The 14,529-nt window shown below is 34.6% G+C and carries 9 protein-coding genes and 1 pseudogene; all 10 read left to right on the plus strand.

Features of this window, described 5'->3' with window-relative positions:
- Positions 1–295, plus strand: a 295-nt coding sequence (locus tag CAAU_RS12205; RefSeq protein WP_040306673.1) for an RNA-guided endonuclease TnpB family protein, incomplete at its 5' end; no start/stop codon positions are given.
- 124 nt (positions 296–419) lie between these two features.
- Complete coding sequence (gene rsmA, locus CAAU_RS12210) at positions 420–1,265, plus strand: 16S rRNA (adenine(1518)-N(6)/adenine(1519)-N(6))-dimethyltransferase RsmA (protein WP_008909744.1); 846 nt, start codon at positions 420–422, stop codon at positions 1,263–1,265.
- 88 nt (positions 1,266–1,353) lie between these two features.
- On the plus strand, positions 1,354–2,337 hold the full coding sequence (locus tag CAAU_RS12215) for a hypothetical protein (RefSeq protein WP_008909745.1): 984 nt from the start codon (positions 1,354–1,356) through the stop codon (positions 2,335–2,337).
- A gap of 171 nt (positions 2,338–2,508) precedes the next feature.
- Entirely contained in the window at positions 2,509–2,907 is a 399-nt protein-coding gene (locus CAAU_RS12220) for a hypothetical protein (protein ID WP_008909746.1), read from the plus strand.
- 68 nt (positions 2,908–2,975) lie between these two features.
- A pseudogene (gene lgt / locus CAAU_RS12225) lies at positions 2,976–3,679 on the plus strand (prolipoprotein diacylglyceryl transferase).
- A 22-nt stretch (positions 3,680–3,701) separates the two neighbouring features.
- The gene (locus tag CAAU_RS12230) at positions 3,702–4,451 is read left to right on the plus strand and encodes a YhfM domain-containing protein (RefSeq protein ID WP_008909749.1); all 750 of its coding nucleotides are present in this window, start codon (positions 3,702–3,704) and stop codon (positions 4,449–4,451) included.
- A 66-nt stretch (positions 4,452–4,517) separates the two neighbouring features.
- On the plus strand, positions 4,518–4,706 hold the full coding sequence (locus CAAU_RS12235) for a ferredoxin (protein WP_008909750.1): 189 nt from the start codon (positions 4,518–4,520) through the stop codon (positions 4,704–4,706).
- Positions 4,707–5,162: 456 nt separating this feature from the next.
- On the plus strand, positions 5,163–7,772 hold the full coding sequence (locus CAAU_RS12240; protein WP_008909751.1) for a SwmB domain-containing protein: 2,610 nt from the start codon (positions 5,163–5,165) through the stop codon (positions 7,770–7,772).
- 345 nt (positions 7,773–8,117) lie between these two features.
- Positions 8,118–8,666 carry a sigma-70 family RNA polymerase sigma factor gene (locus tag CAAU_RS12245; protein WP_008909752.1) on the plus strand — a complete coding sequence of 183 codons (549 nt, stop codon included), beginning with the start codon at positions 8,118–8,120 and terminating at the stop codon, positions 8,664–8,666.
- Positions 8,667–8,964: 298 nt separating this feature from the next.
- The gene (locus tag CAAU_RS12250) at positions 8,965–14,481 is read left to right on the plus strand and encodes a S8 family serine peptidase (RefSeq protein WP_008909753.1); all 5,517 of its coding nucleotides are present in this window, start codon (positions 8,965–8,967) and stop codon (positions 14,479–14,481) included.
- Positions 14,482–14,529: the final 48 nt, after the last annotated feature.

Here is a 14,529-nt window from a genome sequence, read left to right on the forward strand (position 1 = left end):
TTTAGAAAATTTACAGGTAAAGAATATGCAACAAAATCATAAATTAGCCAAAGCAATAACAGAAGTATCATGGGCAGAATTTAGAAGGATGTTAGAATACAAAGCAAGATGGTATGGCAGAGAAATAATAATAGCACCACAAAATTATGCATCAAGTCAAACATGTAGTGAATGTGGATATAAAAATTCTGATGTAAAGAATTTAGCATTGAGAGAATGGAAATGTCCAAAGTGTGGTGCAGTTCATGATAGAGATATAAATGCAAGCAAGAATTTGCTAAAATTAGCCATGTGATTGGTATATATGGGGAAGGAACAGCCCTTTGAGCGTGGGTAATCTGGTAACAGAAGTTACCTTGACCACGAAGCCACCACTTCTATAAGTGGGGGTAGTTCACAAAAAATAGAGGTGAAATTAGATGGGACTAAAGAGTAAAACCATGGAGATAGTTAAATATTTTGAGTTTAAATTCAACAAAAACCTTGGGCAAAACTTTTTGATAGATGAAAATATATTAAAAAAGATTATCGACGCTGCTGAGCTTGATGAAAACTCAACGGTAATAGAAATAGGACCTGGGATTGGAACATTGACTCAGGAGATGGCAAAAAGGTGCAAAAAAGTTGTTGCTGTTGAAATAGATAAAAACCTAATTCCAATCCTTGAAGAAACGTTAGGTAATTTTAAGAACATAAAGATAATCCACTCCGATGCCCTAAAGGTTGATTTTAATAAAATAATTAAAGAGGAAAACTTAGAAAACGTAAAGGTTGTTGCAAACCTTCCCTATTATGTTACAACGCCAATAATTGCAAAGCTTTTAAACGAGAGGGTTAAAATTAGCTCAATGATTATTATGATCCAAAAGGAAGTTGCAGACAGGATCCTTGCAAAGCCAAACACCGACGAATACGGAACATTATCCCTCCTTTGCCAATACCACTGCGATATAAAAAAGATATGCAAAGTATCCCCCAATTGCTTTGTTCCACCTCCAAGGGTGGAGTCTATGGTTATAAGGCTTGATATTAGGGATCAAAAAAGGGTTGAGGTTTTAGATGAAGAATTATTCTTTAACATAATAAAAAGCGCCTTTAACATGAGAAGAAAAACCCTTTCAAATTCACTTAAATCCATTGCAAATGAGGATATCCTTTTAAAGGCCCTTGAAGAGTTAAGTATAGACCCCAAAAGAAGGGGAGAGACTTTGAGCATAGAAGAATTTGCAAAACTTTCTAACATCCTTAGTAAACAAAAATCTTAAATTAAAGTGCCAGGCACTTAATATTAAGTAAATTCAAGTCACCCTTTTGCATATAATATATTGATGAATTTTTTTGGGAGGGGAAAGGGTGACTAATAAAAGGTCATATTCAAGATATTTTATAATCTTCCAAGAGGATGATAGGGGATTTGGGATTGCCATTGACAGACCACCGACGGGCTATGCAAAGATTGAAAATAAAAACGGAAGGGCAAAGATTAACTTTTATGTTCAAAATCTTTTACAAGAAAAGGGCCCCTACACTGCCTGCCTTATCGATGCTACTAAAAATCCCCCTGTCCTTGCAAAGCTTGGGGAAATAAATGTGGACGAAACAGGAAGAGGGGAAGTTTGGTGGGAATATAGGGAGGATGACATTGCCGACACAGGTATCCACATCGACAGGTTCAACGTTGCCTGCGTTATGACGGAGGATCAATACCCCTTATCAGGACAGATTGGCAAGGAGAGAATCGAGTGGAAGGAAAAACTAAAAAATCCCGTAAGGCAGGAAGATAAAGAAGAGGAGCTCGATGAGGAGGCTAAAAAGTTCATAGAATATGAAGAGAGGATCAAAAATGAAATTGAAAAGATAAAGGAAGGGGAAAAAGTAGAAGAAAAAGATGAAGTAAAAGTAGAGGAGGAAGAAATTCCAAGACAATTAAAGGAAGGTGCCTTTGCAAAGGTATTCCATAGAATATTAAAGGACCTTGAGGAGGTTAAACTCAGCACCGAGTTTAAGAATACAAGATGGTGGAAGGTGCCCCTTGAAAGGCCGGATTTCGAACCTAAGTTAATGCCCTACTACTGCATTATTTATCATCTAATATTTGCTTATCCATATGTAAACTACTTTATGTGGATGAGAAGGACGGGCTATTATTACTTTGGATTAAAATATGACGATGAAGGTGAGATTGAATACGTAGTTTACGGAATTATAGGAGAAAACAGCAAAAAAGATCAGCCCTTCTTTGGGGCAACAGGATTTAAAAAATGGATAGAAATCGATGGCAAGGGAATGTGGATTATGATCTACAACCCATGGACTGGAATGGTAATGGTTCCGTAATATAAAGCACGATGTATTGCATTGGCAATATATCGTGCCTTTTTATTTGCTACTTAACTTATCACATGAATTAGGGTATAATAATTAAGTATAATAAAATGTCGGCTTTGTGGAATTTTGTGGAAATGTCAAAAAGTCAAAATGTCAAGTGGCAGGCACTGGAGGTGAAGTATGAAAAAATACATTTTAAAGGGGATAAAGGAAAGTTTAATTTATAGCCTTATTACAGCAGTTTTTGTATCACTTATTGCAACAATTTTTTCCCTTATAAAAGGCATAAATCCTTTAAAATCCATATATATATCCCTTTATGCTGTTGGAATTTTTGCTTCTATTTTTTCAATCCCGCAGCTTTTTAAACGGGATGAGGATCCTAAAATTGCATTGTATAGGAGAAAAAATCCTTTGTTTGGATTTTATAATCTTTTTTACAACCCCTATGCCGAAAGGGCAGAGCTTGAATCAATTGAGGAGTTTAAAGGGGAAGGCTTTTGGAGGGGAATTTTTATAATCCTATATTCCATAACCATTCTTATTATAGCAGCAATTATTGAAAGGATCTATTACTAAGGGGGATTTTTATGCATCCAATACTTTTTAAAATAGGACCAATTACAATTTACACCTACGGCTTTTTAATGGCAGTTGCAATAATCTTGGCAATCCTTTTAACCGCCTATAGGGCAGAAAAAAAGGATATGATAAAAACATAATTTACGACCTCGCCTTTTATGGAGTAATAGGAGGTATCCTTGGTGCAAAGCTTCTTTATATGATAGCCGAAGCCCCAACGGTTTTTAAAAATCCAAAATCAATCATATATATGCTAACCTCAGGTTTTGTAGTTTACGGTGGACTAATTGGAGGGGTTTTGGCAGGATATATATACTGCAAAAAAAGGGGGCTTAATTTTTTAAAGATGTTCGACCTTGCAGCACCATCAATGGCCCTTGCCCAGAGCATAGGAAGACAAGGTTGCCACTTTGCTGGTTGCTGCTACGGAAGGCCAACGGACTCTCCCTTTGGCGTAATCTTTAAAGAGTCGCCCTTTGCACCAAACGGAGTTAAGCTAATTCCAACACAGGAAATATCAAGTCTTGGAAACCTTATAATTTTTCTAATCCTTCTTAATTACTCTAAAAAAGAAAGAAGTGACGGAAAGGTTGCAGGACTTTATATTCTTTTATACAGCGTAGGAAGATTTATCATAGAATTTTTCAGGGGTGACTTTAGAGGGAATGTAGGCCCCCTTTCAACTTCCCAGTTTATAAGCATAATAACCTTTGTAATTGCCCTTATATTTTTAAACCTTGATAAGATAAAGAAACAAAACTCAAACTAAGGGCCTCTTAGGAGGTGATATATTGAAAAAATTTTTAATAATTTTATCCTTGTTCTTTTTAACCTCCTGCACCAGGGTAAATCCTGCTTTAAAGGATAAATTTTCAAATCAGGATATAGAAAGGATAGTCGTAACCAACACAAGATATGCAGGAAGATACACGATAATAGACAAAAAAGCAATTACAAGGTTTAAAAATAAGGTTTTAAGGGCAAAGGAGGTTCAAAGGGATTCAAACTTAGAGCCCGACTTTATATTCGACTTTTACTCCGAAAACAAAAGGGTAGCAACCTTTAAATACATCGCAAAGATAAACGACGAGAATACTGCAAATCTTTATGATGAAGAAGGAAAGCTTTTTAACATTTCAACATCAATTGAAGATGAATTTATAAAACGCCTTTTAAAAACCAACAGAAACCAAAACGTTCCAGATTACTATGTTTCAGTTATAAACCTTATCCTAGACAAAATAGGCAAAAAGGACATAACCGTTGCCATCGACCTTAAAAAGGAGATAATGACTTTAAAGTATTTGACATCAATGGATATAAAAAACATATTTGAAGGAATCAACAGAAATGGCATCAACATAGTTCTTCTTCAGCAGGCAAAGGAGTATGATTATTTGATAGCAATAAACACAAAAAAATATTCAGGAAACAGGGTGGAGGCAGAAATAGCCGTAACAGATCCTAAAGGATTAAAAACAGTTTATGTTATTGAAGGAAATTATAATGGAAAATGGGAATTTTTTATAGCATATAAATAAAGCAAGGTATAAAATTGCCTTCAAGGGCAAAACTAATCCTTAGAAAACTAAAAAGGAGGTTTTACCATGAAGGCAAAAGTAGATCAAGATACCTGTATAGGCTGCGGTCTTTGCCCATCCATTGCACCAGATGTATTTGAAATGAAGGATGACGGCAAGGCCCATGTTATAGCAAATCCAGTTCCAGCAGGCAGCGAGGATGCAGCAAAGGAGGCAGAAGGCTCCTGTCCAGTAAACGCAATAGAGGTTGAATAATTGCTCGGCAAATGCCGAGCAATTTTTTTATCCTTGCGAATGTCTTTTTTTGTCGTTATTTGTTGGAAAGTTTTGCATTGAAATTTGGAACACTTTTATAAAAAAAGAGTCTATATAAATGAAAGCTGATTAAGATATGGCCAAAAAGGAAATGATATAAAAATATAAAACTTTTTTCTAATTTAGCGGAACTTTTCCATAGAAAACAAAGTCAATATTAGTGAATAAGTTGAAAAACAGAAAAATCATTGAAAAATTTACCTAACTTTAGCAGGAATTTTTAAACAAAGGAAGAATATATTATTAAGTGTGATGTAAATTTTATCCTTGAAAATTTTGACTTTTTGGTATATTATATTAAATAGTCACACTTAAATCCAATAAAGGAAAATTTAACTTAGTCGATGATTTTATTCATCATATATAAAATTTTAATTCTCGAGAGGAGGAGAAAATATGGCAAAAGCCAAGAAGATTCTAAGCTTAGCCCTTGCAGCTCTTGTAACATTTGGCTCAATGGGCTTAGCACCAGCGAGTGCGGCTACTAAGAAGGTAGACTACTACCAAATCGCACTCACAAACATCAACAAATATCTAAAGCCACAATTAACAATCACTAAGCAATCACAAAGCGAAGAGGATCTTAAGCTTTTACAAAGCTACTACAGATCACTAAAGATCCACATGAGCAGAATTACAAATCCAAGGCAGAAGGCAGCTATTTCAAAGCAGCTTATGGAATTAAGCCAAGAAATCGTTGCTGTAACAGCACAAGTTAAGGCACAAGTAGCAGCTGCAGATGCTGTTGAAGCATTCGAACTTGCAGCTCTTACAACTCAAGAAGAAATCGCTGCAGCAGAAGCGCTTTATGCAGATGCATTAGACAAGGTTCAAGATATAGCTGACAGAACAGTTAGAGTGGCTTTAATGAACAGAATCAACGACAAGAAGGCAAAGCTTGATGCTGCAAAGAAAGGCTTTGAAAACGTAGCAGCTACATTAAAGGCTGCAGAAGATGCAGTTAAGGCTTATGAAGAAGCAAAGCTTACAACTCTTGATGAAGTAAAGGCTGCAAGAGACCTTGAAAAGAAGGCAACTGACGCAGTTGCAAAGGTTACTGATGCTGATAAGAAGTCAGCTTTAGAAAAGAGAATAGCTGACCAAAAGAAAAAGGTTGATGAAGAAGAAATTAAGTTACTTCCTGTTGCAGTTAAGGAAGTTAAGTCAGATAACTTAATGGAAATATTAGTAGTATTTAATCAAGACGTATGCATGATTGATGACAATACTAATACAAATTGGGCTGCAAGTGCATTAAATACTGCAAACTACAAAGTTAACGGTAATGCACCAACAAAGGTTGAAAAGATAGATAGCAAGACTGTTAGATTAACAGCAGCTGCATTTACAAACGGAAGTTCAGTTGCAGTTGAAGTAAGCGGAATTAAGAACGTAGCTCTTGACAAGACAATGGCTAAGTTCACAACTGCATTTATAGCAGCTGATACAACTGCTCCAACAGCAACAGCTACAGTTGATGCTTTAAGAAAAGTAACAATCACATTTAGTGAACCAATGTCAACTGTTGGAACAGTTTATGTTGGAACAACCCAAGTTACTTTCGCATTAGATTCTTCGTTAAAGAAGGCAACAGCTACACTTGATGCTTCATTTGAAGCTGGAAAGGCATATGACGTAAAGGTATTTGGAGCAAAGGATATTAAGGGCAATTGGATAGCTCCAAACCCAACAGTAGCTACTATAACAATCCCTGTTGACAACGTAAAGCCAACAGTTGTTAATGTTGAACAAGTTTCAGGTGCTAACAATAATACAAAGATTAGAGTTACAATGAGTGAAAGACTAAAGAAAGATGCTAATAATAAGTATGGCGTAGTAGTGGTTAAGGATTTAGCAGGTAATACAATAGGCTCATTTGACTTAACAACAGAAGCAGATGCTGAAAAGTTTATATACGAAACAGCAGAACAAAACTTACTAGGTGGTTATGACTACAGATATGTTAACGTTCAAGTAAACGCTGGTTATGCAGACCTTGTAGGAAATGCAGGAGATGCATCAATTGTATATAGACTATACGTTGAAAAGGATAAGGTTGCTCCAGCATTCAAAGAAATCAAGCTTTCAGAAGACAGAAAGTTCTTAATTGTTGTATTAAGCGAAAAGATAGATGTTGCAACTGGAGCAAATGCTGTTATAGTTGAATATACTGCAAATGATGGTATAGTATATGATCCAGAAACTATATCATTAACACAAGCAAACTTACTTGATAAAGATGGAAAGACTACGGGAGATCTTGTAGCAATCAAGGTTGCTCCAACTAAGTGGTTAAATGATGATGGAACATTAAAGATAGGAACTTATACAGTTAAATTTGCAGCTAATGCAGTAAAAGACTTATCTGCGCAAGAAAACAAGAATGTTGCATTTACAGCAACAATCCAAGTTGGCCCAGCTACAACAACAGTTAAGGATACAACTGCACCTACATTAACATTTACTAAAGTTGGTGAAAGATTGTTTGAAATTACAAGTAACGAAGATTTAACATTACCAACAGTTGCAAACTTTAAGCTTGATGGTAATGCAATGCCAGAAGGAACAAAGGTTTACTTCTACCTCAACAAGAAGACTGTTAGAGTAGAATTACCATATGAATCAATCACATTAACAGCACCAAGACAATTCACTTATTCACTTGCAGATGTTGCAGGTAATGTAACTACTAAGACAGAAGAAGTTACTATAAAAGAAAATGTAAGACCGCAACTAACTTCAGCATTACTTGCTGATCCTAACTTAATAGTAATCACAGCTAGTGAAAACTTAACTGGAACTCCTGCAGTTACAGATTTTGAAGTATACGTAGATGGAACAAAGGTTACTGTAAGCAGCGTAACAGTAAACAACAATAAGATAAACATCAATCTTGCAAATGCTGTTAGCCAGACTGCGGTTGTAAAGGTTAAGTATGTAGGTTCAACATTAGCAGATACTAATGCTAACCCACTTGTAAACGCTGAACTTAATGTAGCAAGATAATAAAAGAAGGGCTTTTGCCCTTCTTTTATGCTTTTGGCTCTATGTCAATAGTTGGGGTGGGCAAAATATTCAGATGCCCGCCCTTGCTAATTTATAGGGCATTTTTGTGAGATTAAGATTATGTTAAGAAAAATTATTAAATTTGGGCATGACAAAAAGGCCAAGCTAAGGTTAGTTTTAGAGAATCTTGTATTGTATCTATTTCTCCACCGAAAAACATTTTTATACTCAAAAAAAAATCATTTTTCATCAATTTCAAAACGGAAAAGCTGCAGTGATGCAATTTTTCCGTTTTTAATTTTTTGCACATCCTCCCGTAAAATAAAGTGCAAGGGAGGGGATAGGATGAAGGATTTAGTGATAAAAGCAAGATATGATGAGGCTGCAAAGGAGAAGATTTTAAAGAGTTTTGAACCACTTTTGAAAAAGTGCTGCAGTTTGTATGTGAAAAATTCGTCGGATTTTGATGATGCAATACAGGAGGGAAGGATTGCCATATTAAAGTGCATAAAAAATTACGATGAAGATTCTAATGTTCCCTTTGAGGCTTATGTGAAAAGGGCAGTTTTAAATTCTATAAGGGAATATGCAAGGAAAATAAAAGAGTATATTAGCTTAGATGAAGATCTAACTGAAGATGGAGAAGATCTTTATGAAATAATTCCAAGCGAGGTTGACATAGAAAATGAAAGGATAAAAAGGGAAGATATAAAAAGATTATACAACGCTATAAATAATTTAAGCCCTAAGCAAAGAGAGGTTATTTTAGAGCATTTTTTTAATGGGAAATCTATGGTGGAAATTGCAAATAACAGAAGATGCCATTACATGGCTGTTGTAAGACTAAAGGATAGGGCAATTGAAAAACTAAAAAGGGAATTTAACAAGGCTTAAAAAATTCAATAATTTTTTGCATTGAAATAAAAATTTTTAGCTTGTTATTGGAAAATTTTGCGATAAATTATGCTTTATTTTTTTGTAAGTTTGGGATATTATTATTCATAAAGATAAATATGGATATTAATAGAAATTAACATAATTGTTACCATTTTGTTACCATAACGATAGTAAAATTAACTAAATTAAAATTAGAATGTTATGCCATTTAGATTCCTCTAAATGGCTTTAACTTAATATAAAGGGGGTGTTTAAAATTAATTCAATCTTTAATCAAAATAAAGGGAGGGGTTTCATGAAATTTAAAAGATTATTAAGCTATGTTTTATCCTTCTTGCTTATTTTTAGCCTATTTAATTTTAATGTAAAAGCACAAAATGGGAAGCTAAATATCGACGTAAAGAAATTTGTAAAGCAAAACCTTGTAAATGTTAAGGATGTTGATGAGCAAAGGGCACTTTATCAGAAGTTTGGCGGGGAATTCAATGACAATATAACAGAAAATAAAATTGACGATAAAGATCTTGTTAGAGTTATAGTAGAGCTTCAAGATCCTTCAGCAGTTGAAATAATTAAAAATCAAAAGCTATCAATGAAGGAGCTTTCAAAGGTTGAAAAGAACGTAGAAAAGAGCCAAGCTGCTGTAATTGAAAAGGCAAAAGCCTATGGTAAGATAAGACATGTTTACAGGAATGTTATTAACGGATTTAGCATGACAGTTGCCTATGGGGAGATTGATGAGCTTAAGAAAATACCAGGGGTTAAAAAGGTTACAGTTGCAAATATCTATTATCCAGATATAAACTATGCAAGGGATATAACAAAGGCAACTCAAGTTTGGCAACAATTTGGCCTTAAAGGCGAAGGCATGGTAGTTGCAATAGTTGATACAGGAATAGATTACAGGCACAAGGATATGAAGCTTACAGATCCAAGTAAGGCAAAACTTAATAAGGAGTTAGTTGAATCATTAGGTGGTCCAGGAAAGTTCTATACTGATAAGGTTCCTTATGGTTATAACTTTGCCGATTTAAACGATGAAGTTATTGATACAACCTCAAGCATGCATGGAATGCACGTTGGTGGAATAGTTGCTGCAAATGGTGATGTTAAAGGTGTTGCACCTGAAGCACAGCTACTTGCAATGAAGGTTTTCTCAAATAACCCAGAACTTAGGGGTGCATATACCGATGACATTGCAGCAGCAATAGATGATTCCGTAAAACATGGCGCTGATGTTATAAACATGAGCTTAGGTTCAACTGCAGGATATATAATGCCTGATGACCCAGAACAAAGGGCAATTAAAAATGCTACAGATGCAGGTGTTGTTGTAGTAGTTTCAGCAGGAAACTCATACTATTCAACATATAGTTATCCAGCATATGCACAGGACCCAGACATCGGTCTTGTTGGTTCCCCAGGGCTTTTCCCAGATACACTTCAGGTTGCATCATCAGAAAATACAACACAAACACTTCCTGCAATGGACTATAAGGCAGGAGAAGAGCAGGGTGTAATAGGTTATACAACTTCTGAAATAGACCCATACGGCGTCTTAAAAGGAGAATATGAATTAGTTTACTGCGGACTTGGGAGAACTACAGATGTTGCAAATCTTGATTTAACTGGAAAAATAGCTTTAATAGAAAGAGGAGCAATAACATTTATAGAAAAGAAGTTAAACGCACAGGCAAGAGGTGCTATTGGAGTAATTGTATATAACAGCGTATCTGGTGGAGACACTTATATAAACATGGCAACTGACCCAAGAGTAGTTATTCCTGCAATATTTATAAAAAGAAGCGATGGATTAAAGCTACTTAATCTTATTCAAAATGGAGTTAAGGTTTCATTTAAGGGTAAGATTGCAAGCACGCCAAATGTAAACGCTGGAAGAATGTCTGGCTTCTCATCATGGGGACTTGCACCAGACCTTACATTTAAACCAGATATTACTGCGCCAGGAGGACAAATTTACTCAACTGTCAATGATAATTCTTATGAAACGATGAGTGGAACTTCAATGGCGGCTCCCCATGCATCAGGTGCAGTTGCTTTGGTTGTTCAATATCTAAAGCAAAATAGTCCGAATTTATCAGGACGAGAACTTGTTGAAAGGGCAAAGATCCTTTTAACAAACTCAGCTATCCAGCTTTTAGACCCATCAACAAAAACTACACCAAAGCTTCCATATCTTCCAAGAAAACAGGGTGCAGGACTTATCCAAATAGATAAGGCTCTTAGCACAAAGGCATACGTTGTTGGAGAAGATGGAAAGGCTGTAATATCCCTTAAGGACTTTGAAGGTAATAGGACATTTAAGATAAAAGTAACTAATTTTGGAACTGAAGCTTTGACCTTTAATGTTAGCGATAAATATGGAGTAATGACAAACTTTAAGTCGAATTCATATATCTATCCTTATGCAATGCCTTTAACTGGTGCTGCATTAACATTTAGCCAAAATGAAATTACAGTAGACCCGGGTGAGACAAAGGAAATTGAAGTTACTGTTAAAATTCCAGAAACTACATCAAAGAATATATTTGTAGAAGGATTTATTACTCTAGAGAGTGCAAATAACCCAACCCTTACAATTCCTTATGTTGGATTCTACGGAAAGTGGGATGAGCCAAGAATATTAGACTCACCTATGTGGGAAGCAGATACTTATTATGGTGAAGCTGCTCTAATAGATGGAGAAGGTTATTACCTCGGGCAAGTTGGAGTAGATAACTATGGACACCCAATAATTGACCCAGAAAAGATTTCAATCTCAACTAATGAAGATGCTATGTTTAGAAGCCTGCTTCCTGTCCTTTCATTCTTAAGAAATGCAAAGGAATTTAAACTCCAGATATTAGATGAAAATAAAAATCTTTTAAGGGAAATTGCAACGGACATTTTCATTAGAAAGAACTATGCATCATCTTCAACAAGAAAGATTTACGCAAACTGGCTCTGGGATGGAATGCTCTATGATGGAAAGGGCAATTTCTATCCAGCAAAGGAAGGAAATTATATCTTAAGGGCAATGGCTAAGGTTGACTACATGGATGCTAAGTGGCAGGAGCTTTTGATCCCATTTAAGATAGATAATACTTATCCAGCATTAAGTGTAAAGGCAAAGAAGATAGATGGTAATTTATTTGAATTCGACTTTACAGGAAGCCAAGATAATGTTGGAATATACCAGTATGTTGTATTTAGAAATGAATATGATCAAAATCCTGTGTTTGTAGAAGGAAGTCAAAGTAAAGTTCAACTTGAATTACCAGGAATTAAAAACGATTGTTTAGTTTTTGCAATAGACTTTGCAGGAAATGTAACAGGCTCTTTAGTAAAGATAGATAACGATGTTATAAGATTTACTGAAGTTCCAAACTTTGTTTCAAATAATCCAAGCCCTACAGTTAAGTTTGAAGTAAATGAGATGATCAGTAACTTAGTTGATCATTTTGAGGTTGAAGTAATAGACAATTTAATAGGCCAAGCTATTGTTGAAAAGAAGTCAATAGAAACTAGCACAGAATATACAGTTGAGTTGCAGGATGGAAACTACACATTAAAGGTTTATGCTTATGATGCAACAGGAAAGGTAATAGGACAAAATGAAACGAGCTTTGTTATCGATACAACAAAGCCAGTTGTAACAATAACAAATGCAGAAGGAAACGTTGTTGTTAACGATACAAGAGAATATTATGATCTTGAATTTAAAGTAAAAGAGCTAACACCATATAAGGTTTACGTAAACGGACAGCTATTTGATGATAATTATACAGGATATGAATTAAGAGAAAATGTTCATGTATATTCAGTCAAACTAAATGAAGGAGATAATAGGGTTGAAATCAAAGTAGTTGATGAGCTTGGTAATGTAGAAACAAAAGAGGTAGTTATAACTAAAGTAATTGAAAGACCTACGATAATAGTTAATCAAGTTAATGGAGGATATCCTGTTTCAGGAAAGACTGTATTGATTACAGGAAAGGTTATTTATAAACAAGGGGAAAAGGTGGCAGTTTTAATTAATGATGAAGTAGCTACAGTAGACGACGAAGGTAACTTTGCAAAGGAAATTACATTGTCTAATTATGGTGTAAATCAGGTAGAAATATTTGCAAAGGTAAAGAATGTAAATACTGTGGAATATATAAACGTAAATGCTTCACCCATTAATTGTGAAAGATATGTTTTATCTAATGCTTCAAATTTAGAATTAAAGGCTAATATATTAGATAAAGAACAAATTACTAAAATAGAAACCTTCATGGATGGAAGAAAACTTGAAGAATATGACGTGATGAGCATGGAAGATAATGCCTTGAATATTTCCTTGAAGGATTTGTTTAAGGGATTAAACAGATTAGATATCATAATTACTATGAAGAATGGAGTTGTTGCAGACTATATAGATATATTAGTAGATAAAGATGCACCATCAGTTACAGTATTTGATGAGTTTGGTAACGCCCTTAAGAATGTTCCGCTTTACAACACAAATACAGTAAAGATTATGGGCTTTGTAGCAGAAGAGGTTAAGTATTTGAAGATAAACGGTGAAAAAGTTGAATTAAAGGATGAATCCTTTGAAAAGATATTGACCTTAAATGAAGGATTGAATAAAATAGCCTTTACATTAGAGGATCTTGCAGGAAACAAGAATGAATATGCATACAGGGTTTACTGCGACACTCAAAAGCCGATCATTGAAATGATTAGTTCAACAAAGGATAAGGTATTAGTTGATGATACATTAGAACTTAAGTTTAAAGCAATAGACAATGTTTATGGATATAGAGTATATGTAAATGGAAACCAAGTTGATACAGTAGAAAGCGAAGTTGGAGATGGCGCAGCTAAGGAGCATACAATAAATGTTAATGCTATAGATGGAGAAGGAAAGGTTATAATAAGCGTTGTTGACTATGCAGGAAATGTAGCGGTTAAAGAAATTACAACCTATAAGAATATCCAAAAGCCAGTTATACTTGAGGATGGGTATTTTGATAGGGCTTTGGCAGAGGATGTTGTAGTTGCTGTAGTATATCCAAAGGAAAACACATTTGAATTACAAAATATTAAATATGGTGAATTACAACTTGAAAAAGACAAGGATTATGTTGTTGATAATGGTCAAATAATTTTAAAGAAGGAATTTTTAAAACAAATGACAAAGGGAGAAAACGAATTTAAGTTAATATTTAACAACGATTATGAATTATCATATAAAGTCGTTGTAGTTGATGCTAGATCAAATAATACTAACTTAAGTTCTATATCCATTAATGGAAAAGCATTAGAAGGATTCAATCCAGAAAAATTTGAATATGTTTATGAAGTAAATCCGTTTAAGACTTATACAGTAGCAGCTCAAGCTGCAGACGAAAAAGCAAAAGTTGAAATTACGCAAGCAGTTTCTATAGAAGGCGAAGCTATAATTAAGGTAATAGCAGAAGATGAAACAGAAGCAGTTTACAAGATCAAGTTCATCATTCCAATACAGCTTACTGTAGAGGATAAAGAATTCAAAGCAGGAGAAGATGCAAAGGTTATTGTAAAAGCAAAAAATAATGGTGTTAATATTAAGACAGTTACATTAATAGTAGGAGTATATGATAAGAACGGAAAACTTGTTCATCTTGTATTTGGAAACTATAATGTAAAACCAGATGAAACAATAGACATGGGTGCTAACTTGTCAACAAAGGCAGAATACAAGGATTACACATTAAAGGTATTTGTATGGGATAATGAAAATGACATGAACCCACTATCAAAGGTATTAGAATATAAAATCAAATGATTGGAAGGTCTCCTTCCAATCATTTGATAATTTAAAAAGGAGGCTTTG

This window comes from Caloramator australicus RC3 (assembly GCF_000297115.1).
GTDB lineage: Bacteria > Bacillota > Clostridia > Clostridiales > Caloramatoraceae > Caloramator > Caloramator australicus.

Bases quoted from the DNA above. Each gene is read 5' to 3' on its own strand.
- rsmA (WP_008909744.1), top strand. From the start codon at position 420: ATGGGACTAAAGAGTAAAACCATGGAGATAGTTAAATATTTTGAGTTT.
- CAAU_RS12245 (WP_008909752.1), top strand. From the start codon at position 8,118: ATGAAGGATTTAGTGATAAAAGCAAGATATGATGAGGCTGCAAAGGAG.
- CAAU_RS12240 (WP_008909751.1), top strand. From the start codon at position 5,163: ATGGCAAAAGCCAAGAAGATTCTAAGCTTAGCCCTTGCAGCTCTTGTA.
- CAAU_RS12220 (WP_008909746.1), top strand. From the start codon at position 2,509: ATGAAAAAATACATTTTAAAGGGGATAAAGGAAAGTTTAATTTATAGC.
- CAAU_RS12235 (WP_008909750.1), top strand. From the start codon at position 4,518: ATGAAGGCAAAAGTAGATCAAGATACCTGTATAGGCTGCGGTCTTTGC.
- CAAU_RS12250 (WP_008909753.1), top strand. From the start codon at position 8,965: ATGAAATTTAAAAGATTATTAAGCTATGTTTTATCCTTCTTGCTTATT.